Source organism: Rhizobium sp. 25PS6 (assembly GCF_032464655.1).
GTDB lineage: Bacteria > Pseudomonadota > Alphaproteobacteria > Rhizobiales > Rhizobiaceae > Rhizobium > Rhizobium laguerreae.
Map to the genome: position 1 here is coordinate 1 of NZ_JAWDIV010000012.1, position 24,010 is coordinate 24,010.

Annotated in this window: 23 protein-coding genes and 1 riboswitch; of the genes, 14 read left to right on the forward strand and 9 right to left on the reverse strand. The window is 63.0% G+C overall.

All coding sequences use genetic code 11. The features are described 5' to 3' along the window. Positions 1-46: 46 nt before the first annotated feature. The 3 genes from RWK44_RS18120 to RWK44_RS18130 all read right to left on the reverse strand — a co-directional run bounded on the left by RWK44_RS18120 (position 47) and on the right by RWK44_RS18130 (position 2,204). On the reverse strand, positions 47-598 hold the full coding sequence (locus RWK44_RS18120; protein WP_168283416.1) for a GNAT family N-acetyltransferase: 552 nt from the start codon (positions 596-598) through the stop codon (positions 47-49). Positions 599-616: 18 nt separating this feature from the next. Next, a complete protein-coding gene (locus tag RWK44_RS18125; RefSeq protein WP_221999300.1) occupies positions 617-1,435 on the reverse strand; it encodes a bifunctional allantoicase/(S)-ureidoglycine aminohydrolase in 819 nt (272 codons plus the stop codon). Positions 1,436-1,550: 115 nt separating this feature from the next. Then, complete coding sequence (locus tag RWK44_RS18130) at positions 1,551-2,204, reverse strand: glutathione S-transferase (RefSeq protein WP_316029207.1); 654 nt, start codon at positions 2,202-2,204, stop codon at positions 1,551-1,553. Between the two features lie 123 nt (positions 2,205-2,327). Here RWK44_RS18130 and RWK44_RS18135 point away from each other — a divergent pair, with 123 nt between their 5' ends. Further along, a complete protein-coding gene (locus RWK44_RS18135; RefSeq protein ID WP_131640568.1) occupies positions 2,328-3,542 on the forward strand; it encodes a polyhydroxyalkanoate depolymerase in 1,215 nt (404 codons plus the stop codon). A gap of 31 nt (positions 3,543-3,573) precedes the next feature. Here the strand turns inward: RWK44_RS18135 and RWK44_RS18140 are convergent, their stop codons facing one another. From RWK44_RS18140 to RWK44_RS18165, 6 genes are all read right to left on the reverse strand, one after another. Further along, positions 3,574-5,409, reverse strand: a complete 1,836-nt coding sequence (locus tag RWK44_RS18140) for an ABC transporter ATP-binding protein (protein ID WP_316029208.1) — start codon at positions 5,407-5,409, stop codon at positions 3,574-3,576. A 36-nt stretch (positions 5,410-5,445) separates the two neighbouring features. Next, entirely contained in the window at positions 5,446-6,642 is a 1,197-nt protein-coding gene (locus RWK44_RS18145; RefSeq protein ID WP_316029209.1) for an aminotransferase class V-fold PLP-dependent enzyme, read from the reverse strand. Positions 6,643-6,710: 68 nt separating this feature from the next. Further along, positions 6,711-7,223, reverse strand: coding sequence for a RidA family protein (locus tag RWK44_RS18150; RefSeq protein ID WP_221999296.1), 513 nt, complete (start codon positions 7,221-7,223; stop codon positions 6,711-6,713). 50 nt (positions 7,224-7,273) lie between these two features. Next, the gene (locus RWK44_RS18155; protein ID WP_222061390.1) at positions 7,274-8,143 is read right to left on the reverse strand and encodes an ABC transporter permease; all 870 of its coding nucleotides are present in this window, start codon (positions 8,141-8,143) and stop codon (positions 7,274-7,276) included. Beyond that, positions 8,143-9,084 carry an ABC transporter permease gene (locus RWK44_RS18160; RefSeq protein WP_165404267.1) on the reverse strand — a complete coding sequence of 314 codons (942 nt, stop codon included), beginning with the start codon at positions 9,082-9,084 and terminating at the stop codon, positions 8,143-8,145. The genes RWK44_RS18155 and RWK44_RS18160 overlap by 1 nt, the downstream gene beginning before the upstream one ends. Positions 9,085-9,330: 246 nt before the next feature. Further along, positions 9,331-10,857, reverse strand: a complete 1,527-nt coding sequence (locus RWK44_RS18165; protein WP_221945074.1) for an ABC transporter substrate-binding protein — start codon at positions 10,855-10,857, stop codon at positions 9,331-9,333. A gap of 226 nt (positions 10,858-11,083) precedes the next feature. On the opposite strand from RWK44_RS18165, the gene RWK44_RS18170 reads away from it, so the two are divergent. From RWK44_RS18170 to RWK44_RS18230, 13 genes are all read left to right on the forward strand, one after another. Then, positions 11,084-11,668, forward strand: coding sequence for a DUF1349 domain-containing protein (locus tag RWK44_RS18170; RefSeq protein WP_221945076.1), 585 nt, complete (start codon positions 11,084-11,086; stop codon positions 11,666-11,668). 225 nt (positions 11,669-11,893) lie between these two features. Further along, the gene (locus RWK44_RS18175; protein ID WP_131662264.1) at positions 11,894-13,027 is read left to right on the forward strand and encodes a transporter substrate-binding protein; all 1,134 of its coding nucleotides are present in this window, start codon (positions 11,894-11,896) and stop codon (positions 13,025-13,027) included. Then, positions 13,024-13,605, forward strand: coding sequence for an ANTAR domain-containing response regulator (locus RWK44_RS18180; RefSeq protein WP_316029210.1), 582 nt, complete (start codon positions 13,024-13,026; stop codon positions 13,603-13,605). The genes RWK44_RS18175 and RWK44_RS18180 overlap by 4 nt, the downstream gene beginning before the upstream one ends. Then, the gene (locus tag RWK44_RS18185; RefSeq protein ID WP_131640561.1) at positions 13,605-14,453 is read left to right on the forward strand and encodes an ABC transporter permease; all 849 of its coding nucleotides are present in this window, start codon (positions 13,605-13,607) and stop codon (positions 14,451-14,453) included. The genes RWK44_RS18180 and RWK44_RS18185 overlap by 1 nt, the downstream gene beginning before the upstream one ends. Next, positions 14,453-15,373: an ABC transporter permease gene (locus tag RWK44_RS18190; protein WP_168283403.1), complete on the forward strand. Its 921-nt coding sequence runs from the start codon at positions 14,453-14,455 to the stop codon at positions 15,371-15,373. The genes RWK44_RS18185 and RWK44_RS18190 overlap by 1 nt, the downstream gene beginning before the upstream one ends. 25 nt (positions 15,374-15,398) lie before the next feature. Continuing rightward, positions 15,399-17,018, forward strand: a complete 1,620-nt coding sequence (locus RWK44_RS18195; RefSeq protein WP_316029211.1) for an ABC transporter substrate-binding protein — start codon at positions 15,399-15,401, stop codon at positions 17,016-17,018. Positions 17,019-17,085: 67 nt separating this feature from the next. Continuing rightward, on the forward strand, positions 17,086-18,030 hold the full coding sequence (locus tag RWK44_RS18200) for an acetamidase/formamidase family protein (protein ID WP_131662268.1): 945 nt from the start codon (positions 17,086-17,088) through the stop codon (positions 18,028-18,030). Next, positions 18,027-19,715: an ABC transporter ATP-binding protein gene (locus RWK44_RS18205; protein ID WP_316029212.1), complete on the forward strand. Its 1,689-nt coding sequence runs from the start codon at positions 18,027-18,029 to the stop codon at positions 19,713-19,715. Before RWK44_RS18200 ends, RWK44_RS18205 begins: the two co-directional genes overlap by 4 nt. A gap of 160 nt (positions 19,716-19,875) precedes the next feature. Further along, positions 19,876-19,972, forward strand: a riboswitch (TPP riboswitch). A gap of 51 nt (positions 19,973-20,023) precedes the next feature. Next, positions 20,024-20,827 carry a hydroxyethylthiazole kinase gene (gene thiM, locus RWK44_RS18210; protein ID WP_131662270.1) on the forward strand — a complete coding sequence of 268 codons (804 nt, stop codon included), beginning with the start codon at positions 20,024-20,026 and terminating at the stop codon, positions 20,825-20,827. After that, a complete protein-coding gene (thiE, locus tag RWK44_RS18215; RefSeq protein WP_131662271.1) occupies positions 20,824-21,459 on the forward strand; it encodes a thiamine phosphate synthase in 636 nt (211 codons plus the stop codon). The genes thiM and thiE overlap by 4 nt, the downstream gene beginning before the upstream one ends. Beyond that, complete coding sequence (gene thiD, locus RWK44_RS18220) at positions 21,456-22,265, forward strand: bifunctional hydroxymethylpyrimidine kinase/phosphomethylpyrimidine kinase (RefSeq protein ID WP_131662272.1); 810 nt, start codon at positions 21,456-21,458, stop codon at positions 22,263-22,265. Before thiE ends, thiD begins: the two co-directional genes overlap by 4 nt. A gap of 216 nt (positions 22,266-22,481) precedes the next feature. After that, positions 22,482-22,961 carry a GNAT family N-acetyltransferase gene (locus RWK44_RS18225; RefSeq protein ID WP_131662273.1) on the forward strand — a complete coding sequence of 160 codons (480 nt, stop codon included), beginning with the start codon at positions 22,482-22,484 and terminating at the stop codon, positions 22,959-22,961. 24 nt (positions 22,962-22,985) lie between these two features. Then, positions 22,986-24,008 (forward strand): glycoside hydrolase family 3 N-terminal domain-containing protein, encoded by a 1,023-nt coding sequence (locus RWK44_RS18230; RefSeq protein WP_131662274.1) that lies wholly within the window; start codon positions 22,986-22,988, stop codon positions 24,006-24,008. Positions 24,009-24,010 lie beyond the last annotated feature (2 nt).

Here is a 24,010-nt window from a genome sequence, read left to right on the forward strand (position 1 = left end):
TCGCAATCATAGATTGCCAACATTATCAAAATCTCCTCTTAGTTGCCTAAAGGCACTCGGCTGAAATGTCCCCGTTTGATGATCGCAGTTCATAGAGCACGTGATGGCGCAACGGATGCCCTTCGGCGAAATTGGGATGATTGAACACACCGGTCCGGTTCATCCCCAGACGCCTCATCAAACCCCAGGAATTGCTGTTTGCGGGCACTGTGAAGCTGACGATGCGGTTAAGCTTCAGCTCGTTGAACGCAAAGTCGAGAGACCGTTCCGCGGCCTCACGTGCATATCCGGCGCCGTGCCGAGAGGCTGAAAGCCGCCAACCGATTTCGACTGCCGGGGCAAATGGCAAAGCAGGTGAAACCTTGGCGAGGCCGCACATGCCGATCAACTGGCGGCTTGCCTTCTCCTCCAGCGCCCAAAATCCCCAGCCATGATCCTCGAAGTGCCGGTCGATACGGTCGAGCATCGCATCCGACTGTTCGTCGGTCAGAGGATTGAGATATCTGACAACGTCGGGTTCCTCATTGATCGCAGCGAAGGGCTTGCGATCTTGCTGCTGCCAGGGCCTCAAAATCAGGCGTTCAGTTTCGAGTTGCATCGTCCCTCACCATCGCTCCTACCAGAGCGTCATATGACGGTTGACGTCCTTGTAGAGCAGGTAGCGGAAAGGGCCGGGGCCACCGGCGTAGCATGCCTGCGGGCAGAAGGAGCGCAGCCACATGAAGTCGCCAGCCTCGACCTCGACCCAATCCTGGTTCAGCCGATAGACGGCCTTGCCTTCCAGCACATAGAGACCGTGCTCCATGACATGGGTTTCCATGAATGGGATCACGGCACCCGGCTCCAAAGTCACGATATTCACGTGCATGTCGTAGCGGACATCGGCCGGATCGATGAACCGGGTCGTCCCCCAGCGTCCATCGGTATCGGGCATTGCCGAGATGGGGTGCTGGTCCTCATGCGTGACGATCGCCGGCGGCGGTTCCAACCCCTCGACCTCCTGAAAAGCCTTTCGAATCCAGTGGAATTTTGCCGCAGTCGAACCGCTATTTTTCAGGCGCCAGACCGAGCCCGCCGGAAGATAGGCGAACGAACCGGCGCGCAGCGCATGGCTGTTGCCGCCGAGCTCCACGGTCATCTCGCCTTCGACGACGAACAGAACCGCTTCGGCCCGCTTGTCGGGCTCCGGCCGATCGCTTCCGCCGCCGGGCTGAACCTCCATCACATACTGCGAGAAGGTCTCGGAGAAACCGGAGAGCGGCCGGGAGAGAACCCATGCCCGTGTCCCCGTCCAATGCGGAAGGACGCTGGTGACGATGTCGGTCATGACGCTGCGCGGGATGACCGCATAGGCTGTGGTGAAGACGGCCTTGCTGGAAAGCAGCTCGGTTTGCGGCGGCAATCCGCCGAGTTTGGAATAATAATCTCTGTTCATCGGTCCAGGCTTCGCGGCATGTGGCACTGCATCTGCTTTATGCGCCGCTCATCGTCCAGGCAACTCTTAATTCGGCCCGTCAAAATCGATGGGGAGCCGCCCGGCCGGGTTTCCGTCAGAACTCGACTTCCAGTTCGACGATCTCGTCCGGCTCGGCCATCGCGCCTTCGGTCCACTCGCGCATCAGCGGCCAGGACAGCACCGTTTCCACATAGACTTCGAGCTGCGGTTCGAGCTCCACCGCATAGGTGCGGAAGCGGGTGCAGACCGGCGCATACATCGCATCGGCCACGGTCGGCGCGGTCCCGAAAAGCCACGGCCCGCCGCTCGCGTCGAGGCATTCAGTCCAGATCGCCTTGACACGCTCGACATCGGGCCGCGCGCCCGAAAATATCTTGAAGCTCGCATGCCGCGCCTTGAGGTTCATCGGCAATGCTGATCGCAGGTTATGGAAACCCGAATGCATCTCGCCCGAGACCGACCGGCAGCGGGCGCGCGCCGCCCGCTCGACGGGCCAGAGCCCGGCAGTCGGCGTCACTTCGTGGAGATATTCGGCAATCGCCAGCGTGTCCCAGACCGTCACATCGTCATGGGTCAGCCTCGGCACCAGAACCGATGGTGAAAGCAGAAGCAGTTCCTGACGCGCCTCGTCATCCATCTCCACAAGGACTTCGGTGAAATCCAGCCCCGCCATCCGGCATAGCAGCCAGCCGCGCAGAGACCATGAGGAGTAGTTCTTCGAGGAAATCGTCAGTGCAGCTTGCGACATCGGGCTCGTATCCTTGTCGGACAATGTTGCTTCTTCCTCGATAATCTTCTCGCATGGCAGAACATATTCCACTAGCATTTTTTGCACCGCCGCATCGATGCGGCAGTGCGGGAGATTTCGGCCATGCTCTACCAGGCCTATCAGTTCCAGGATGATCTCATCGCGCCGCTCCGCGATCTGGCGCGGCGCCTGCAGATCTTCTCCGCGACAGCGCTCTGGGGATCCGGCAGCGAAATGGGACGGCACTTCGCCGCCGCGCTGGAGATGATCTCACGCTTCGAGATCACCCACCAGCGTCCGGATTTCGCTATAGACTCGGTCATGATCGGCAATCGCGTGGTGCCCGTCACCGTCGAGACCGTACTCGACATGCCCTTCGGCACGCTGCTGCACTTTGCAACGGACACCGATGCAAAGCGGCCGCGGGTGCTGGTCGTCGCACCGCTGTCCGGCCATTTTTCCACGCTGCTGCGTGGCACCGTGCAGACTCTGCTGCGCGACCACGACGTCTACATCACTGACTGGGTCAACGCCCGTGACGTGCCGCTGTCGGCCGGACGCTTCGGCATGGACGACTATGTCGATTACATCATGCATTTCCTGGAGGAAATCGGCCCCGGCGCTCATATCCTCGCCGTCTGCCAACCCTGCGTACAGGCGCTGGCCGCCGTTGCCGTGATGTCGGAAGAGCGGCATCCCGCCACCCCGCGGACCATGACGCTGATGGCCGGGCCGATCGATCCGCGCGAAAGCCCGACGAAGGTCAACGAACTTGCCGTATCGAAGTCGCTCGCCTGGTTCGAGAACTCGCTGATCACGGGCGTTCCTTGGCGTTATCGGGGCGCCGGGCGGCGGGTCTATCCCGGCTTCCTCCAGCTCGTCGCTTTCATGTCGATGAACATGCAGCGCCACCAGGACGCTCATCGCAGGCTCTACGACCATCTGGCGAAGGGCGAGACGGCCGAAGCCGGCAAGATCAAGAAGTTCTACGACGAATATTTCGCCGTGCTCGACCTCACCGAAGAATTCTACATCGAAACCATCGAACGCGTCTTCCAGAAGGCGGAACTCGCGACCGGCGACCTCACCCACCATGGCCGCAAGGTCGACCCGGGCCAGATCCGCAACACGGCGCTTTTGACCGTCGAGGGCGGCCGCGACGACATCTGCGCGCTCGGCCAGACGTCGGCCGCGCACGATCTCTGTCGTTCGTTGCGCCCGCATCTGAAGCGCCATCATCTTCAGGCCAATGTCGGACATTACGGCGTCTTCAGCGGCCGCCGCTGGGAGGGGGAAATCTACCCGGTCGTGCGCAACATGATCCTGGCGATGGAATAGCGCTCGTCAGATCCGAAACGCGATGGCGAGTCTACCGATCGGCCATGACCAGGTGGCCCGGCCCGACTTCGCGATAAGACGTGCTCGCAGGCTGATAGTCGACGGCGCGCATCGGGCTCTTGATTTCGTCATTCGCCACCATCCGCTTTTCATGGCGACGGTCCGGATCGGGCACGGGCACTGCCGCGATGAGTTTCTTCGTATAGGGATGCTGCGGATTTTCGAAGACCGCGGATCGCGGGCCGATCTCGACGATCTCGCCGAGATACATCACCGCCACACGGTGGCTGACGCGTTCGACCACCGCCATATCGTGCGAGATAAACAGGAAGGCAAGGTTGAGGCTCTGCTGCAGGTCGAGCATCAGGTTGATGACCTGTGCCTTGATCGAGACGTCGAGCGCCGAGACACTTTCATCGGCGACGATGACCTTCGGCTGCAAGGCAAGCGCGCGGGCAATGCAGATACGCTGGCGCTGGCCGCCGGAAAACTCGTGCGGATAACGCGCGGCCATCTCCGGTAACAGGCCGACCTTCACCAAAAGATCGGCGACGACGTCTTTCGCCTGCTTCGAATTACCCATCCTGTGTTCGAGATAGGGTTCGGCGATCGCGGCACCAACCGTCATGCGCGGATTGAGGCTGGCAAAGGGATCCTGAAAGATCATCTGTACGGATTTGCGCATGTCGCGCAGATCCTTCCGGTCGAGGCCGAGCACCTCCCTGCCCTCGACCAGAACGGAACCGGCCTGCGGCTCGATGAGCCGCATGATGGCGCGGCCGGTCGTCGACTTGCCGCAGCCGGATTCGCCGACGAGCGACAGGGTCTCGCCGGCATGAAGATCGAAGGAGACGTTTTCGACCGCATGCACCCTGCTGGTCAGCCGGCCGAACAGGCCGGAATGAATGTCGAAGCGCTTGGTGAGGTTCTTCACCTGTAGGACAGGCGTCGCTGCCACCGTATCGGCGACCTCGGCGGGAATATCCGATTCACCCGTTGCGGTATTGACCACGGGAAAGCGCAGCGGCCTTTGCCTGCCCTGCATGGAGCCGAGCACCGGCACGGCTGAAAGCAGCGCTCTCGTATAGGGATGTTTGCCGCGGTGAAAAATATCGGCGGTGGCGCCGCTTTCCACCTGTTCGCCGCGATACATCACCACCGTCCGGTCGGCGATCTCGGCGACGACGCCCATGTCGTGGGTGATGAAGAGAACGGAGGTCCCCTCCTCATCCTGCAGCATCTTGATCAGGTCGAGAATCTGGCCCTGGATGGTGACGTCGAGCGCCGTCGTCGGCTCGTCGGCGATCAGCAATTTCGGCCGCGAGGCAAGCGCCATGGCAATCATCACCCGCTGGCGCATGCCGCCGGAGAAACGATGCGGATATTCGCCGAAGCGCGAGGCAGCCGAGGGGATGCGGACCTTTTCCAAGAGCCGGATCGTCTCGGCTTTGGCATCGGCCCTGCTCATATCGGAATGGCAGAGCAGCGCCTCGGATATCTGGTCGCCGATGGTGAAGAGCGGATTGAGCGATGTCATCGGCTCCTGGAAGATCATCGCCACCTCGTTGCCGCGCACCTGCCGCATGGCATTTTCCGACAAGGCCAGAAGGTCGCGTCCGCCGAGCATGACGCGGCCCTCGACACGGCTCGTATCCGCCTGCAGCAGCCGCATGATCGAGAGCGAGGTGACGCTCTTGCCCGAACCGGATTCGCCGACGATCGCCACCGTCTCCGCTGGCGCCACCGTGAAAGAAACATCGCGTACGACCGGTTTCCAGACGCCGTCCACCAGAAAGGAGGTCGTCAGCCTGTCGACGGAAAGAACGTCGGTCGTCGTCTGGATCGGTTTCGTTTGGGCGCTGGCCATTTACTGTTCCTCTTGCGGCGGATGAGCGGCGGCGGTTCAATCCGGCCAGCGCAGCACACCGTCGAAACGGTGCCTGCTGCGGTTTTCGATCGGCGTTGCGATGATCTCGTTGGAGGCGCGCGCCTTGTCGAGTTCCTGCGCCAGGCGCTCCGCCACGATCGTCTCCTCGCCCGGGTGCAGATTGCACGGGTCGAGATAGAAATAGCGGTGCTCCACCTCATGATCGCGCACGATGATCGGCGGGTTGCCCTTGGCAAGCGCATCGGCCAGATCCCAGGCGGTGATATGGGCTTGCTCGGGATCGACGATCAGGCGCAGCCGATCGAGCGGATTGTTGGTCGGATCAGGCTCGATCAGCGCGGTGAGGCCAGTGCGGCCGTCGAGCGTGCGCTTCCACAGGTTGAGATAGCCGGTCTCGCGTTCCCGGATGCCGGCATGGTCGCGGTTTTCCCAGGCTTCGAGTGCCGCCATGACGCCGAAGATGCTCTCCTTGCCGACCTTCATGCCGCGGCCGATGCCCATGTTCTGCAGGAAGGCATGGCGCACCAGCTCCTTCCTGCCGGCAACGATACCCGAGGTCGGGCCGCCGAGGAATTTGTGGCCGGAGTAGAGCGCGATATCGGCTCCCTGCTCCAGGAAGATGCGCAGGTCATATTCCGAGGCCGCGTCGACGATGACGGGCACGCCCTTGGCATGGGCGATCTCGACGAATTCCTTGAGGTTCAGCAGGCCGTAGTCGACAACATGGTGGGAGACGACATAGACGGCGGCGGCGGTCTTGTCGGTGATGGCGTTTTCCATGTGGAAGCGGTGCGTCGAGGTCGCCTGCCCCACAAGCACGACCTTGCCGCCGGCAAGCCGGATCGCCTGGTCGACCGGGGCGCCGTAACTGACGATATGGCCCATCTGCACCAGCACCTCGTTCTTCTCCGACACCACATCCGGCAGCTTCTCGATCGCCAGCAGGTTATTGCCGGTGATTGCGCCGGCGACGGCAAGCGAAATGCCGGCCGAGCAGGAGGCGGTGACGAAGCCCGCCTCGCCGCCGGTCAGCCTTGCGATGACGGCGCTTGCCTTGCGCTGCAGGTCGTTGATCTCGACAAAGTGCGGCAGGATCGATGCCATCGCGCTGATCGCTTCGGCAACGACGATCGAGGCGCCGAGGCTGGTCATCGTGCCCGATACATTGATGACAGGGCGAAGGTCAAGCGATGGGCGGATATCAGTGGACATGGAGATCTCCAGGATTCTGGGTCGAAAAACGAAACATGGGGCGGTCGATCAACTGTGTCGAACTCCCGTCAGCCGTGCAAGGCGACGATCGCCTCGATCTCGACGGTGATGTTGCCGGGCAGCGAGCCGAAGCCGACGGCCGAGCGGGCATGTTCGCCCGCCGGCCCGAAGACTGCGATCAACAGATCCGAGCAGCCGTTGATGACGCTTGGATGATCCTCGAAATCAGGCACGGCATTGACCATGCCGAGCAGCTTGACCACCCGCTTAACGCGGGCGAGATCGCCCAGCGCATCCTGCATGACGGCAAGCAGATTGATGCCGGTCAGCCGCGCGTGACCGTAGGCCTGCTCGACACTGACCCCACCGCCGACCTTGCCGGCATGCATGAAGCCGTCGGCCTCGCGCGGGCCCTGCCCGGAGAGATAGAGCATATTGCCTTCGATCACGTGCGTCACGAAATTGGCGATCGGCGGCGGCGGCGGCGGAAGCGTTATGCCGAGGGCCGCAAGCCGTTCGTAAGGCGAGTTCTCGACCTTGCCGGCGGCGGTAGGAAACTGATTCACGCAAACTCCTGTCATGCAATTTTCGATTAGGCGAATTTCGATTGGGCCGACGCTTGGTCGGCGGATTAAAGATCCTTGCGCAGTCTTGGATCGAGCATGTCCCTGAGGCCATCGCCGACCATCTGCAGCGACAGCACGGAGAGGATGATGGCGACACCCGGAAACAGCGTCATCCAGTCGGCCTGGCCGATATATTGGCGGCCGGCGGCAATCATCGTTCCCCAGGTCGGGATTTCGGGGCTGACGCCGAGGCCGAGGAAAGACAGGCCGGCTTCGGCAAGCATCGCGCTGGCGAATAGGAACGTCGCCTGCACGAGGATCGGCGACAGCAGATTTCGCAGCACATGCCGCGTCATGATATGGAAGGTCGAAATGCCGAGCGCCCTCGCCGCCTCGACATAGGGGAGTTCACGAATGACCAGCGTCGATGCGCGCACGATGCGGGCAAGCCGCGGCGCATAGACGATCGACAGCGCGATGATGACCGTCGTCAACGACGGGCCGAGGGCGGCGACGAGCGCGATTGCCAGCAAAATATCGGGGAATGCCATCATCGCATCGATCAATCGGGCGATCGGCGTGTCGAGCTTCTGGAAAAAGCCGGCAAGCAGGCCGAGCGTCACGCCGATCACGGCCGACAAGGTCACAACAGCCGCACCGACGAGCAGCGACAGGCGGCCGGCGAAGATGGTGCGTGAGAAGACGTCGCGGCCGAATTCGTCGGTGCCGAAGACAAAGGTGCCGCTCGGCGGTTTCAGCCGGTTGACGATGGAAAGCTTCGACGGCGAATAGGGCGCGACAAGAGGCGCGAAGACTGCCAGAAGCACGAAAATTGTCAGGATCAGCAGGCCAAAGGCGACCGTCTTGCGCTTCAGCAGGCGCCTGGCGAATTTGCTGCCTTCGCCTTCGACTGATTTGATTGCGATATCGGCCATCAGTAGCGCACCCTCGGATCAACAAGCAGATAGAGCATGTCGATCGCAAAATTGATCAGCACGTAGAGCGCGGCGATGACGAGCAGCGCGCCCTGGATGACGGGATAATCGCGGCGTAGCACCGCCGAGACGACGAGGTTGCCGACACCGGGCAGCCCGAAGACGGTCTCGGTGACGACGGCGCCTGAAATCAGGACCGCTGCCGTCAGGCCGATCACCGTCAGGATCGGGATCAGCGCATTCTTCAGCGCGTGCTTGAGGATCACCCGACGCTCGATCAGCCCCTTGGCGCGGGCCGTACGGATATAATCGTCGCCGAGCACATCGAGCATCGACGCGCGAGTGAAACGCAGGATCAGCGCCGAGGAGACGATGCCGAGCGCAAAGGCAGGCAGCGTCAGGTGATACATGCGCTCGAAAAAGGTCGAGCCCGGACCGCCATAACCCGAGACCGGGAAGAGGTTGAGCCTGACGGCGAAGAACTGCATCAGGATCAGGCCGAGCCAGAAGCTCGGAATGCTGGCGGCAAACATCGCAAGCGTCGTTGCTGCCTGGTCTATGAAGGAACCGCGCCGATAGGCGGCATAGATGCCGATCGGCAGGGCGATGATGCTGGCAATGGCGAGCGAAAACAGTGTCAGGAAGAAGGTCGGCTCGGCCCGATCGAGCAAGGCCGAGGTGACAGGCATGTTGAGGAAGATCGACTGGCCGAGATCACCTCTCAGCATCTGGCCGATATAATAGACATATTGCAGGCCGAGCGACTGATCGAGGCCGAGCCGGGCCCTGAGGTCGGCAATATCCTGCGGCGTCGCATCCGGCCCGAGCATCACGGCGGCCGGATCGCCCGGGGTCACGCGCACGATGACGAAGACGATCGTGACGACGAGAAACATCACGACGATCATGCCGAACAGGCGCTGGAGGATGTAGCGTATCATCCGAACCATGCTCCAGCGCTTGGTCCATGTGGCATCGTAGCGGAATCCGCCGATCCTCTCCCCTCATTCCTGTGCTTGTCACAGGAATCCAGCGCGCCCAAGTCCTTGGGCGCGGAAGACTCCTTGACCGAATAAGGGTCAATCACGGCACAGACGCGCCGTGGCTGGATCCCTGTGACCTCACTCGGGCAAAGCCCTGAGGGCACAGGGATGAGGGAGCAAGCGGTGGCCATCAAAGTCACTCCATCACTTCTTGATCGAAGCATTCCAGAAATACGGCCACGGAGCCGGATCGACGCCTTCGAGCTTGGTCGACTCAGCCGAAACGGCGTTGAAGTCGCCGATCTTCATGAAGGGGGCATCGGCATAGATCGCCTTTTGGACATCGGCCCAGAGCGCCACGCGCTTCTTCGGATCGACTTCCGATGTAAAGGCGTCGACGGCGGCCTTGCGAGCCGGCGTATCCCACCAGCCCGGCGAACTGGTCGAGAGCGAGCCGATGAGGGCCGGCTCGGGCAGGAAGGGGCTGTGGGTGATGTAGATATCCCAGAGCTTCGGATCGGCGCGGCGCTGCGTCAGCGTCGCCCAGTCCACCACCTGCATATCGACGTTGAAGCCGGCAAGTTTCAGATATTCGGCGGCGACCTGCGCCATCTTGTAGTGGAATTCGTACTGGCGGCTGGTCAGTATACGGATCGGTTCACCATTGTAGCCGGCCTTCTTGGCGGCAGCGGCCGCCCCTTCCGGATCGGCGACGTTATAGGCGCCCTCGACGCCGGCATCCGTCGACCAGGCAAAGGTCTTTGGATAGATGGCGCCGTCGAGCGCGTAGAAATCCGTGCTGCCGAAGGCCGCGGCCAGCATATCTTCCATGCTGAGCGCCTGACGGATCGCCTTGCGGACCTCGACATTCCCGGCAATACCTTCTTTCGTGTTGAAGACGAAGACGGGATAACCGAAGGGCTTCAGGATGATCGGCTGCGAGGCGGTGGAGGCCTTCAGCTTGTCGTAGGATTCGACCGGGATCGAGTCGACATAATCATACTGGCCGGAAACGGCTGCCTCGACGCGGGTGTTCGGATCCGGCACCGGCACGAAGCGGATCTCATCGAGATATTGGTGGCGGGCGCCGCCATAACCATTGCTGTCGCCTTCGCGGGACTTGTAGCCATCGAAACGGACGAGCTGGATATACTGGTCAGCCTTGCGCTCCTTCAACATGTAGGGACCGGTGCCGATGAAGTCCTTCATCGGCTCGTCCTGCTTTTCGGACGGGATGATGATTGCGGCCGAATTGTTGAAGGCGAGCAGCGAGGTCAGCGGCGCATAGGGCTGCTTCAGCGTTATCGTCACGGTCGCCGGATCGACGGCGGTGACCTTATCGATGAAGCCGGCCACCTGCTTGCCGCGCGAGGCGATCTTCATCCAGCGGCCAAGCGAGGCGACGACATCTTCCGATGTCATGTCGCTATTGTCGTGGAACTTGATGCCGGTCCTGAGCTTGATCGTATAGGTTTTGCCGTCGGCGCTGATCTCAGGCAGGCTTTCGGCCAGAAGCGGCGTGACGTTCCAGCCTTTGTCGAAGGTGTAGAGTGTTTCGAAAATGTGCTGGGTGACGATGCCGACCAGATCGGCCGTCGACGACATCGGATCGAGCGTCGGCGGCTCGCCGATCGTCGCGACATTGATGACGCCGCCCTTTTCCTGGGCAAAGAGGGTCGAAGGCAGGGCGACAAGCGCGGTGCCGAGAAGGAATGCGACCAGTGTTTTCATGTGACAGCTCCCGTTTAGTTCCACAATTATGTAATTCATATTTTTGTAACAGAATAAGAGATGGATCGATCCTGTCAAGCATGAGCGACGGATTATGCCCTCGGCCGAAGCCGAGACGCCGGAAAAACACAAAACTTCGGCTGCGCCGGCCTGCAACAAGACCGCGCATTATGCCAAGGTGAGTCAAACACCCTGCGGTGACGCCTCAACAGAACGGGACAATCAGATGAGCACCAATTTCAACGACGGAAAATGGCTGAACGAACCGGCCATCTGGCACGCGGAGGAAGCCGGCCTCACCCTAACGACCGACGAGAAAACAGATTTCTGGCGGGAAACCCATTACGGCTTCACCCGCGACAGCGGCCATTTCCTCGCCTTTCCCACCACCGACGCCTTCACCGCGCAGATCCGCGTCCAGGGCGAATTCCGCACGCTCTACGACCAGGCCGGCCTGATGGTTCGCATCGACGAAAAACGTTGGGTGAAAACAGGCGTCGAGTTCACCGACGGTGAAGCCTTCCTCAGCACCGTCGTCACCGACGGCAAGTCCGACTGGTCGGTGGCACAGCCCTTCAGGGAATTGGAGGATTTCCGTATTCGCGTCACTGTCGCCAACGGCGCGATGCGCATCCAGGCCTCGCGCGATGGCAGCTTCTGGCCGCTGCTGCGGCTAGCGCCCTTCCCGGCAGCGGCAAACTACGAGGTCGGACCGACCGCCTGCACGCCGGAGCGTAGCGGACTGACGGTGCGTTTTTCCGAATTCTCGATTGGGCCGGCGACCGCCAAGGATCTGCATGATTTGAGCTAGAAGAGCGACCTTTGGCTGCTCTACCGAAAGAACAAGATCAAATGACTGCGAGTGCAGCGCAGCACACTTGACAAAGACAAGCTGCCTGTATTTTACTCAGGCCTGCGGATTAGGCAGAAGGCCAGCCGCATTGACATGACTCCGATAGTCTCTGGGCAGTTTCGCCCCATGACGCCTCATCGCTCGATGGGACCAGCGTCGTGGGGTTTTTGATGTGGTCACTTGATGAACGACGCGCTGAAAATCGGCATCCTCTTTTCGACCACCGGGCCCTACGGCTCGATGGGCCGCGACGCTCGCGACGGCGCCGATTTCGCGATGGCCGAATATGCCGGCGTCGAAGGGCTGGCGATCGAACCCGCCTTCTTCGACCCGCATGCCGATCTTGCCGCCTATCTGGACGGTGCGCGCCATCTTCTGCGCGCCGGTTGCCGCCATATCGTCGGCACGATCACATCTGCGGCACGCAAGGAAGTCATCCCGCTCGTCGAGAAACATGACGGCCTGCTCTGGTATATGTGCCCCTATGAAGGTTTCGAGGCCAACGAGAACGTCATCTATGTCGGCGGCTGCCCGAACCAGCATCTGCTGCCGCTTTTCGAGCACCTGATCCCGCGTTACGGCGCAAGGCCCTATCTCGTCGGCGCCAACTACGTCTGGGGCTGGGAGATGAACCGGCTCGCCCGCGAACTCATTACCAATGCCGGCGGCGAGGTGCTTGGTGAACGCTATCTTCCGCTCGAGGAAACCGCCGTCGAGCGCATCGTCGCCGAGATCGCGCAACGCCGCCCGAGCTTCATCCTCAACAATCTGATCGGCCCCTCGAGCTACGCCTTCCTGGAGGCGATCAAGGCCCTCGGTGATCGCGACCCGGCCTTTCGCGCGGAAAACTGCCCGGTCGTGAGCTGCGACCTGATGGAATGCGAACTCGACGATATCGCCGCCGGAGCTGCTGCCGGCCAGCTTTGCGCCGCTTCCTATTTCGATAGTATCGCGACCCCCGAAAATGCCGCCTTCAAGGCCCGTGTCACCGAGCATCACGGCGCCGAGCGGCGTGTCTCCAGCGTCTTTGCCAGCGCCTATACCGCCGTCCGGCTCTGCGTCGACGCGATCGTCGCTGCCGGTAGTGACGAGCCCGAGGCCGTTCGGCGCGAGCTCTACAATCGATCCTGGCCGACCCCGTTCGGCGCACTTTCGATCGACCGCGAGACCAATCATGCCGCCCTGCCCTTCCATCTCGGCCGGATCAACGCCGACAACGGCTTCGATGTCGTCGCCTCGCAGCCGCCTCTCGCCGCCGACCCCTATCTGACCGGCCGCAACCGACAGGCCTTGCCGCGGTTAAGGGTGGTGTCATGAGAGAGACACCCAATTTCACCGGCTGGCAGGCGATGGTCCTGCACCGCGAGGACGGCAACACCGAAAAGCTGATCCGCCAGCTTCGCCTGCTCGGCATGCATGCAACGCTGCAATGGGCGCCGCTCTCGGCCGCGACACTGCCCGATCTCGTCATCGTCGATGCCGATCAAGGCTGGGACGATCTGCTGCCCTGGAACGGCGAAACGCCTGCCTGCCCCGTCGTCGCCTTGCTTGGCTCGGAAGCGCCCGGCCGCATCGCCTGGGCGCTCGCACAGGGCGCCGGCGCGATCATCGCCAAGCCGATCGCCACATCGGCCGTCTATCCGGCGCTTGTCATGGCCGTCTCCATTCATCGGGAGCGCAAGGCGACCGTGGAGAAGCTGCAATATCTCGAAGAGCGCGTCCGGCTGCGGCCGCTCGTTCATGCCGCCGTCGAAAAGCTTCAGGCCGCACACGGCATCGACGAGGAGAGCGCTTACTCAATCTTGCGCAATTGCGCCATGCGCCGCCGCCTGCCGATGGAGCAGATATCAGCCTTCATCCTGGCGGGTGCCGAACCCCTGCCGGAGGCGGGTTGATGCATGTGCTGAAACAGATGATCCGCCAGCCGACGGCGCTGTTCGGCCTGATCGTCGTCACACTCGTCATCGCGCTCGCGATTGCAGCGCCGTGGATCGCGCCGTTCAGCCCGGACGAGCAGATGTTTGACGGCCTCTCGCTCGAAGGCGCGCCGCTGCCACCGGGCGGTCCCTATCTGCTGGGCACCGACACGCTCGGCCGCGACCTGTTCTCGCGCCTGCTCTTCGGCGCCCGCACCTCGCTGATCATCGGCCTTGTCGCCAATGGCATCGCGGTGACGATCGGCCTCTTCGTCGGCATCGTTGCCGGTTATCTCCGCGGGCTGCCGGGCAACATCCTGATGCGCTTCACCGATCTGATGATGGCATTTCCTGCGCTGCTGCTCGCCATCGTGCTGGCAGCCCTTTTGAAGCCGAGCCTCTGGATCGTTGCCATGGTGATTGCGCTGGTCAACTGGGTGCAGGTCGCCCGCATCGTCTATACCGAGACCCGCGGCCTGGTGGAGCGAGATTTCATCATGGCTGAGCGCTCGCTCGGCGCCGGCCACATGCGCGTGCTCTTCATGCATATCCTGCCGCACCTCATGCCGACGGCAATCGTCTGGGGCACGCTCGGCATCGCCACCACGGTGCTGCTCGAGGCCACACTCTCCTTCCTCGGCGTCGGCGTCCAGCCGCCGCAGCCCTCCTGGGGCAACATCATCTTCGAGAGCCAAAGCTATTTCCAAGCCGCCCCCTGGCTCGTCTTCATTCCGGGCGCGATCATCCTTCTGACGGCGCTTTCCTTCAATCTCGTTGGCGACGCGCTGCGCGACATTCTCGACCCGACCCAGCGCGGGAGGGGCTAATGGCGTCACTCATGCTCCGGAGGCTGGCACAGGCGGCTCTCATCCTGCTCGGCGTCGCGGCAATCACCTTCGTGCTGCTCTACGCCCTTCCGGCCGATCCGGCCCGCATGATCGCCGGCCGCAGCGCCACCGCCCAGACGGTCGCCAACATCCGCCGTGAGCTTGGCCTCGACCAGCCGCTGCTGGTCCAGTTCGGCACCTATCTCGGCAATCTGCTGCACGGGAATCTCGGCCGCTCCTATGCGCAGAAAACCGAGGTCTGGACGTTGATCGCCGCCCGCCTGCCGGCAACATTGACGCTGATGCTTGCAGGCATCTTCGTCGAGGTGGTGCTCGGCCTGACGCTCGGCACCATCGCTGCCATGCGCCGCGGCGGCTTCGTCGACCGGCTGGTGATGATGGCCTCCTTTGTCGGCACCTCCGCACCGCAATTCCTCGTCGCCCTGCTGCTGCTCTACCTGCTGGCGGCAACGCTCGGCTGGTTTCCGATGAGCGGCTACGGCAGCTTCTCGCATCTCGTCCTGCCTGCCGTAACGCTCGGCATCTGCGGCGCCGGCTGGTACGCCCGCATGGTGCGCTCGTCGATGATCGACGTGCTGAACCAGGATTATGTCCGCACGGCGCGCGCCAAGGGCCTTTCCTCGAAGCGCGTCATCCTGCGCCATGCGCTGCCCAATGCCGTGCTGCCGATCATCGCCATGATCGGCATCGACATCGGCCAGTTCATGGGCGGCGTGGTCGTGGTTGAAGCGGTCTATGGCTGGCCCGGCATCGGCCAGCTCGCCTGGCAGGCAATCCAGCAGGTCGACATCCCGATCATCATGGGCGTCACCCTGACCTCGGCACTTGCCATCATCATCGGCAACCTGCTTGCCGACCTCGTCGCGCCGGTCATCGACCCGCGCATCCGCACACGCTGACAGCAACCAAAGAAGGGGAACCAAGATGTTCAAACGCTGGCTGCAACAGACGACCATGGCAACGATGGTGGCGCTCGCGCCATTGTCCGTCATGGCGCAGGAAACGCCCAAGCAGGGCGGCGATATCGTCGTCACCTACAAGGACGACATCACCACACTCGACCCGGCGATCGGCTACGACTGGGTCAACTGGTCGATGATCAAGAGCCTGTATTCCCGCCTGATGGACTACGCGCCCGGCACGCCGAACCCGGTTCCCTCGCTTGCCGAAAGCTTCACCGTGTCGGCCGACGGCTTGACCTATACCTTCAAGCTGCACAAGGGCGTGAAGTTCTCGAACGGCCGCGAGGTCGTCGCCTCCGACGTGAAATATTCGATCGAACGCGCCGTCGACCCGAAGACTCAAGGGCCCGGCGCCGGCTTCTTCGGGGCGATCAAGGGCTTCGAGGATGAAACTGGCGGCAAGACGACGACGCTCTCCGGCATCGAGACGCCGGACGATAGCACCGTCATCTTCAACCTCTCGCGCCCCGACGCCACCTTCCTGCACGTGCTCGCCATCAACTTCGCCTCGGTCGTGCCGAAGGAAGCCGTCGAGGCCGCGGCCGGCGACTTCGGCAAGAAGCCGGTCGGCTCCGGCACCTTCATCCTGAAGGATTGGACAATCGGCCAGCAGCTCGTTTTCGAGCGCAACAAGGATTATTTCGTCAAGGGCGTTCCCTATATCGACAGCTTCAAGGTCGAGGTCGGCCAAGAGCCGCTGGTGGCGCTCTTGCGCCTGCAGAAGGGCGAGGTCGATATTGCCGGCGACGGCATTCCGCCGGCGAAGTTTCTTGAAATCAAGAATTCGGCCGACGGCGCGCAGATGATCGTCGACGGCGAACAGCTGCATACCGGCTACATCACCCTCAACACCAAGGTGAAGCCCTTCGACAACGTCAAGGTTCGCCAGGCGCTGAACATGGCGATCAACAAGGAGCGCATCACCCGCATCCTCAACGGCCGCGCAACGCCTGCCAACCAGCCGCTGCCGCCGCTGATGCCGGGCTACGACAAGTCCTTCACCGGCTATGCCTATGACGTGGCGAAAGCCAAAGCGCTGCTTGCCGAAGCCGGCTATTCCGACGGCTTCGAGACCGTGCTCTACTCCACCAACACCGATCCGCAGCCGCGCATCGCCCAGGCGATTCAGCAGGATCTGGCCGCTGTCGGCGTCAAGGCCGAGGTCCGAGCGCTGGCCCAGGCAAACGTCATCTCGGCCGGCGGCACGGAAGGCGAAGCGCCGATGATCTGGTCGGGCGGCATGGCCTGGATCGCCGACTTCCCGGATCCGTCCAACTTCTACGGCCCGATTCTCGGTTGCGCCGGCGCGGTTCCGGGCGGCTGGAACTGGTCATGGTACTGCAACGCCGAACTCGACAAGCGCGCCGTTGCCGCCGACTCGATGTCCGATCCGGCAAAGGTAGCCGAGCGCACCGCCGCCTGGGGCAAGATCTTCACCGATATCATGGCCGATGCGCCATGGATCCCTGTGATCAACGAACGCCGCGTCGTCGCCAAGTCGATGCGCATGGGCGGTGCTGACAACATCTACATCGATCCGACCCGCGTCATCAATTACGACGCGATCTACGTCAAGCAATAGGCCCTGAAGAAACAAAGCCTTCCCGGTCCATGCCGGGAAGGCATCATAAAATCGAGGGAGATATGACATGTGCATCGCCTGCACCCACACCATCCACCGCGCCCAGCATAATTTCGGCTGGAACAAGGATTTCCCCCCCGCCGTCGTCGCCAAGCCCGGAGAGACGATCCACTTCGAATGCATGGATTCATCGGGTGGCCAGCTCGGAAACGACGCGACGCTCGAAACGCTGAACGCGCTCGATTTCGGCAAGATCAACCCGGTCTCCGGCCCGGTCTATATCGAAGGCGCCAAGCCCGGTGATGCGCTGAAGGTGACGCTGCGCAAGTTCATTCCGTCGGGCGTCGGCTGGACGGCCAATATTCCGGGCTTCGGCCTGCTCGCGGATCAGTTCACGGATCCGGCACTGCATGTCTGGTCCTATGACGCCAACAGCATGGTGCCCGCCCTTTACGGCCCGGGCGGCCGCGTGCCGCTAAAGCCCTTCGCCGGCACGATCGGCGTCGCACCCGCCGAGCCCGGCACCCACTCCGTCGTTCCCCCACGCCGCGTCGGCGGCAACATGGACATCCGCGACCTGACGGCCGGGGTGACGCTCTACCTGCCCGTCGAGGTCGACGGCGCGCTGTTTTCGATCGGTGATACCCATGCCGCCCAGGGTGATGGCGAAGTCTGCGGCACGGCGATCGAAAGCCAGATGAACGTCGAAGCGACGATCGAACTCGTCAAGGGCGCCAAGCTGCAGACGCCGCGCTTCACCACGACCGAACCGGTGACCCGCCATCTCGACGGCGCCGGCTACGAGGTGACGACAGGCATCGGCCCTGATCTGATGACCGGGGCGCGCGAAAGCGTCATGCGCATGATCGATCTTCTCGGCGCCGAACACGGCATGAGCGCCGTCGATGCCTATCTGCTTTGCTCGGTCTGCGGCGATCTGCGGATCAGCGAGATCGTCGACCAGCCGAACTGGGTGGTTTCCTTCTACTTCCCGAGGATCGTGTTCGCGTGAACGAAGCCATGCCCGCCGCCGCAGCGGTGCTCAGCCTTCGCAATCTGAGCGTCGATGCCCGCACCCCCGAAGGCCGCAAGCCGGTGCTCCAGGATGTCAGCTTCGAGCTTGCAAGCGGCGAAACGCTCTGCATTGCCGGCGAATCCGGCTCCGGCAAGTCGGTCACCTCGCTGTCGATCATGGGGCTCCTGCCGAAGGCCTCGCTGCGGGTGGCCTCCGGCAGCGTGCTGCTTGGCGAGCGCGACCTGCTCACGCTTTCCGACCGCGCGATGCGCAGCGTGCGCGGCGGCGATATCGCCATGGTGTTCCAGGAGCCGATGACCTCGCTCAACCCGGTCATGTCGGTGGGCAACCAGCTGACTGAGGCAATCCGCGCGCACCAGGGCAGCGACAATGCCGAGGCGGTGGCGCTGAAGATGCTCGATGCCGTGCAGATCACCGAGCCGGCCCGGCGGCTGAAGCAGTACCCGCACGAGCTTTCCGGCGGCATGCGCCAGCGGGTGATGATCGCCATGGCGCTCTCCTGCCGGCCGAAGGTGCTGATCGCCGACGAGCCGACAACCGCACTCGACGTCACCGTGCAGGCGCAAATCCTCAAGCTGATGCGAGAGTTGAAGCGCGAATTCGGCGCCTCGATCATCCTCATCACTCACGACATGGGGGTGGTCGCCGAAATGGCCGACCGCGTCGTCATCATGCAGAATGGCAGGATCGTCGAGCAGGGAACGGCGCTCGCCATCTTCCAGCGGCCGAAGGAGGCCTATACGCAGCAATTGCTCGCCGCCGTCCCGCGGCTCGGCGCGCTTGCCGGCACCGACCGTCCGCCGCGCATCAGCCAGCGCGCCATCGAGACGCTGCATCCGGACCGCACGCCGGTGCTGAACGTGCGCGACCTCACCGTCACCTATGGCAATGCCGCAAGCCGGTTTTTCAAGGGCAAGCCGCCGGTCGCAGCCGTCGAAGGCGTTTCCTTCGATATCCTGCCGGGCGAAACGCTCGGCCTCGTCGGCGAAAGCGGCTCCGGCAAATCGACCACCGGCAAGGCCGTGCTCGGTCTCATCCCCTTCAAGGGCAATGTCCTGATCGACGGCCGCAAAATTGCCGGCCTCAGCCAGCGCAAGATGCGGCCCGTGCGCCGCTCGGCGCAGATGATCTTCCAGGATCCCTATGCCTCCCTCGACCCGCGAATGGTCGTCGGTAAGGCAATCGGCGAACCGATGGTCATCCACGGCATCGGCAACCACAGCGAACGGCAGGACCGCGTCGCCGAACTGCTGCGCCGGGTCGGCCTGACGCCTGATGCGGCGACGCGCTACCCGCACGAATTTTCAGGCGGCCAGCGCCAGCGCATCTGCATCGCACGGGCGCTCGCGCTTGAGCCAAAGCTGATCGTCGCCGACGAGAGCGTCGCAGCCCTTGACGTCTCCGTCCGCGCCCGCGTGCTCGACCTGCTGCTCGAACTGCAGGAAACGATGGGGCTCGCCTATCTCTTCATCTCCCACGACATGGCCGTGGTCGAGCGCATGTCCCACAACGTCGCCGTCATGCGCGCCGGCCGCATCATCGAAACCGGCACGCGGCGGGATATCTTCGAGAACCCGACGGATGACTACACCCGCGCACTGATCGCCGCGGTTCCGATCCCCGATCCGGAGGTCTATCGCGGCAGGGAAGCGCATGCGTGATTGAGGGTCAAGCATGGCGAAACTGTCGCCAACGAGGATATCGGACGGCTGCTGACAAAGATCGTCGGCTGACCGCCTTTTCGTAGAAGAGACGCGTCGGCAGGTCGTGGAATTGTCATTTTCGGGGTGACAGTCGCCCCATTCTCTGCGAAAAGAGCGCGATGAGAGACAGGGGCGCCCGTCGACAGACGGGCTGAGAAGCACCCTTCGAACCTGAACCGGATAATGCCGGCGGAGGGAGTCGCTCGGGGCCGCGGCACCGCCCGCATGAACCGCCCCGTGCCCGCCCCCCGCCTGAAAGGGGCCACATGCAGACCAGGACCACACCAGGAGCGATGCTGAAGGCGATGCGCGAGAAGCCGCCGCTCGTTCAGTGCATCACCAATTACGTCGCCATGAATATCGCCGCGAATGTTCTGCTTGCATCAGGCGCCTCGCCCGCCATGGTGCATGCCGCCGAAGAAACCGGCGAATTCGCCGCGATCGCCGGCGCGCTGACAATCAATATCGGCACCCTGTCGACGCAATGGATTGACGGCATGCAGGCGGCGGCGAAGGTGGCGACATCAGCCGGCAAACCTTGGGTGCTCGATCCAGTCGCGCATTATGCCACGGCCTTCCGCCGCAATGCGGTTGCCGAACTGCTCGCCCTGCGACCGACTATCATTCGCGGCAACGCTTCCGAGATCATCGCGCTTGCCGGCGGCGAGAGCCGCGGCCAGGGGGTCGACAGCCGCGACCCGGTCGAGCAAGCGGAAGGTTCGGCGCGATGGCTGGCGGAACGGCAGCAGGCGGTGGTCGCCGTTACCGGCGTCGTGGATTTCGTAACCGATGGCGAGCGAGCTGTGCGCATCGAAGGCGGATCGGTCCTGATGCCTCAGGTTACAGCACTCGGCTGCTCGCTCACCTGCCTTGTCGGCGCCTTTGCCGCGACAGCGCCTGAGGACATCTTCGGTGCGACGGTCGCTGCACTTTCAACCTTCGCCATCGCCGGCGAGGAGGCCGCCCTTGGAGCAGCCGGCCCCGGCTCCTTCTCCTGGCGCTTCCTCGATGCGCTGGCCGCGCTCGACGCCGAAACGCTTGACGCCAGGGCAAGGATATCGGCGGCATGAAGGCTTTCGACCTTTCGCTCTATCTCGTCCTCGACCCCGATCTCTGCGCGGGGATCGGCATGGTCGAGACCGCGCGCCTTGCCGTTGCCGGCGGCGCGACCATGGTGCAGCTGCGCGACAAACATGCCGGCACCATCAGGATGATCGAGACCGGCCGCGCCCTGAAACAGGTGCTGGATGGGACCGGCGCCCTCCTCATCGTCAATGATGACGTCGAGGCGGCAATCGCCATCGGCGCCGACGGCCTGCATATCGGTCAGGAGGACATGGATGCGCGTAAAGCCCGGGCGATGATCGGTGCTGAGATGATCCTTGGCCTGTCGGTCGAGAGCGAGGCGCTTGCTAACGCCGTCGATCCTGATCTCCTCGATTACACCGGCGTCGGGCCGGTGTTTGCGACACCGACCAAGGCCGATCACAAGCAGCCGATCGGCTTTGACGGACTTGCAAGGCTGGTAAAGGCCTCGCCGGTGCCATCGGTCGCGATCGGCGGACTCAAGGCGGATCATGTCGTTCAGGTGTTCGCCGCAGGCGCCAAGGGCCTTGCCGTCGTTTCGGCCATCTGCGGCACGCCCGACCCCGAAGCCGCCACGCGCCGCATCGCTGCAGAAATTAGAAAGGTCCGCACATGATCCGCAACGTTCTCTCCATCGCCGGCTCCGATCCCTCCGGCGGCGCTGGCATCCAGGCCGATCTCAAGGCCTTTTCCGCCCGCGGCGTCTACGGCATGGCGGTGCTGACTGCGCTGACGGCGCAGAACACGCAAGGTGTCAGCGGCGTGCATCTGGTGCCGCCGCAATTCGTCGCCGACCAGATCAATGCCGTCTTTGCGGATGTGCGCGTTGATGCCGTCAAGATCGGTATGATCGCCAATGCCGGCATCGCCGATGCCGTTGCCGGTGCGCTAACTGACCGCCGCGACATTCCCATCGTCATCGACCCTGTTATGATCGCCAAGGGTGGAGCCGCCTTGCTCGCGCCTGAAGCGGTCGACGTGTTGACCCGGCGGCTGCTGCCGCTTGCCACGCTTCTGACCCCCAACCTGCCCGAAGCCGCCGCCCTGCTGCACCAGCCGGTGGCGACAAACCGAGCTAACATGGCGGCGCAGGCCGAACGCCTGCTGGCGCTTGGCCCCACCGCGGTGTTGGTCAAGGGCGGCCACCTCGACAGTAACGAGAGCCCAGACGTGCTTGCCACGGCCGCCGGCCTGCACTGGTTCGAAGCCAGGCGCGTGCCGACCAAGAACACCCACGGCACCGGCTGCACGCTCTCCAGCGCGCTGGCGGCCGAGCTAGCCAAGGGCGCTTCGGCGCGGGAGGCCGTCGCCATCGCGAAGGATTACCTCGCCGGCGCGGTCGCGGCTGCCGCACGCCTCACCGTCGGCTCCGGCCACGGCCCGGTGCAGCATTTTCATGCACTTTGGAAAGACGGCGAATAGGCGTTCGCTCAGCCAACATGCCTCCAATCGAAAGCGGTCCGGCTTCCCGGGCCGTTTTTGCGTTCGGCACCTACTTTGCGTTGAAACCCTGGGACTGCGGCGGGTCGCGCCTTTGGCCGTTTTAAAAACCTAGTTGACAAGCCCGGCCAGATGGCCAAGTCTATGACACTAAAAGGGGATACGTTCCGCAGTAACGGAATAAATGGAGGGTGACAGGTGCCAGACCTGCTTGTGCGCTTATTTTCCACAGAGCTCGCCGCCCTGAAATGCAAAGCCGACGATGTCGGCATCTCCATCCGTCCGGCCCTCCCCCCGGAACTGCATCTGATCGTCAGCTGGGTTCGCGAACGGTTCAGCGAGAGCTGGGCGAGCGAAGTCACCGTCGCCTTCTCCCGCCAGCCTGCTGCCTGCCTGATCGCCGTTGAAAGCGGCAAGCTGCTCGGCTTTGCCTGCTACGACACGACGGCGCGCGGCTTCTTCGGCCCCACCGGCGTCGATCCCGATGCGCGCGGCAAAGGGATCGGGCTCGCCCTCTTTTCCGCCTGCCTTCAGACCATGAAGGCGCTCGGTCACGCCTATGCCTTCATCGGCGATGCCGGCCCGGTCGATTTCTACGCCAAGGCCGCAGGCGCAATCGTCATCCCCGCCCCCGACAAGGGCATCTACGAAGGCATGCTGAGAAGCACGCCGAAATGACCAGCTGATCCCGGAGCACCAGAATTGTCCTCGACCCCGCTCGCCCTTTTCGTCGGCCTTCCGAATCCCACCATTTCGGATGATGAATTCGCCCTCTTTCGCGACACCAATCCGCTCGGCCTCTTCGTCGGCCGACGTAATCAGCGCGAGCCGGAGCAGACGAGGCGGCTGATCGACCGCTTCCGCGAAGCTGTCGGCCGCGATGACGCGCCTGTCTTCACCGACCAGGAAGGCGGCCGCGTTCAGCATCTCGATGCCGGTCCCTGGCCGCTCTTCCGCAGCTTCGGCCAGTTCGCCGAACTTGCGCGCCGCGATTTCGATCTCGGCAAAAAAGCATTGCGCCTTTCCTCCCAGGCCATGGGCGCGATGATGACGGAACTTGGCCTTTCCAGCGGATGCTCGCCCGTTCTCGATCTCGTCTTCGAGACGACGAGCGCGGTCATCGGCGCCCGCTCCTTTGGCCCTGATCCCGATTTCATCGCTGCCCTCGGCCGCGAGGTGGTCGATGGCCTGCTCGAGACCGGCAACATGCCTGTTATCAAGCACATACCCGGCCATGGCCGTGCGACGCTCGACTCCCACAAGGAGCGTCCGGTGGTCAATGCCAGCCGCGAGACGCTTACCGCCACCGATTTCAAGCCATTCGTGGCGCTGAAAGATACGCCCTGGGCGATGGTCGCCCATGTCGTCTACTCGGCCTATGACGCCGAGCTGCCGGCGTCCGTCTCGCCTGTTATGCACGACGTGATCCGCAAGGAGATGGGTTATGACGGCGTGCTGATTTCCGACTGCATCTTCATGGAGTCGCTCTCCGGCACTTTGCCGGAACGTGTCAAACAGGTGCTCGACGCAGGCTTCGACATTGCGCTCCACAGCCACGGCGACATTCCGGAAAGCGAAGCCGCCGCCAAGGCCGCCCGTCCGCTGACGGAAGCTGCCCTGCAGCGGATCGCTGCCGGCAAGGCCCGCCTCGGCAATCTCAAGGTCGATGTCCGCGCCGCCCATGCAGAAGTCGAAGACATGTTTGCAAGCGCGTTTGTCTCCTGACC

Bases quoted from the DNA above. Each gene is read 5' to 3' on its own strand.
- thiM (WP_131662270.1), top strand. From the start codon at position 20,024: ATGCAGACCAGGACCACACCAGGAGCGATGCTGAAGGCGATGCGCGAG.
- thiE (WP_131662271.1), top strand. From the start codon at position 20,824: ATGAAGGCTTTCGACCTTTCGCTCTATCTCGTCCTCGACCCCGATCTC.
- RWK44_RS18145 (WP_316029209.1), bottom strand. From the start codon at position 6,642: ATGTCCACTGATATCCGCCCATCGCTTGACCTTCGCCCTGTCATCAAT.
- RWK44_RS18180 (WP_316029210.1), top strand. From the start codon at position 13,024: ATGAGAGAGACACCCAATTTCACCGGCTGGCAGGCGATGGTCCTGCAC.
- RWK44_RS18190 (WP_168283403.1), top strand. From the start codon at position 14,453: ATGGCGTCACTCATGCTCCGGAGGCTGGCACAGGCGGCTCTCATCCTG.
- RWK44_RS18185 (WP_131640561.1), top strand. From the start codon at position 13,605: ATGCATGTGCTGAAACAGATGATCCGCCAGCCGACGGCGCTGTTCGGC.
- RWK44_RS18165 (WP_221945074.1), bottom strand. From the start codon at position 10,857: ATGAAAACACTGGTCGCATTCCTTCTCGGCACCGCGCTTGTCGCCCTG.
- RWK44_RS18150 (WP_221999296.1), bottom strand. From the start codon at position 7,223: ATGACAGGAGTTTGCGTGAATCAGTTTCCTACCGCCGCCGGCAAGGTC.
- thiD (WP_131662272.1), top strand. From the start codon at position 21,456: ATGATCCGCAACGTTCTCTCCATCGCCGGCTCCGATCCCTCCGGCGGC.
- RWK44_RS18200 (WP_131662268.1), top strand. From the start codon at position 17,086: ATGTGCATCGCCTGCACCCACACCATCCACCGCGCCCAGCATAATTTC.
- RWK44_RS18135 (WP_131640568.1), top strand. From the start codon at position 2,328: ATGCTCTACCAGGCCTATCAGTTCCAGGATGATCTCATCGCGCCGCTC.
- RWK44_RS18170 (WP_221945076.1), top strand. From the start codon at position 11,084: ATGAGCACCAATTTCAACGACGGAAAATGGCTGAACGAACCGGCCATC.
- RWK44_RS18130 (WP_316029207.1), bottom strand. From the start codon at position 2,204: ATGTCGCAAGCTGCACTGACGATTTCCTCGAAGAACTACTCCTCATGG.
- RWK44_RS18155 (WP_222061390.1), bottom strand. From the start codon at position 8,143: ATGGCCGATATCGCAATCAAATCAGTCGAAGGCGAAGGCAGCAAATTC.
- RWK44_RS18125 (WP_221999300.1), bottom strand. From the start codon at position 1,435: ATGAACAGAGATTATTATTCCAAACTCGGCGGATTGCCGCCGCAAACC.
- RWK44_RS18195 (WP_316029211.1), top strand. From the start codon at position 15,399: ATGTTCAAACGCTGGCTGCAACAGACGACCATGGCAACGATGGTGGCG.
- RWK44_RS18160 (WP_165404267.1), bottom strand. From the start codon at position 9,084: ATGATACGCTACATCCTCCAGCGCCTGTTCGGCATGATCGTCGTGATG.
- RWK44_RS18120 (WP_168283416.1), bottom strand. From the start codon at position 598: ATGCAACTCGAAACTGAACGCCTGATTTTGAGGCCCTGGCAGCAGCAA.
- RWK44_RS18140 (WP_316029208.1), bottom strand. From the start codon at position 5,409: ATGGCCAGCGCCCAAACGAAACCGATCCAGACGACGACCGACGTTCTT.
- RWK44_RS18175 (WP_131662264.1), top strand. From the start codon at position 11,894: ATGAACGACGCGCTGAAAATCGGCATCCTCTTTTCGACCACCGGGCCC.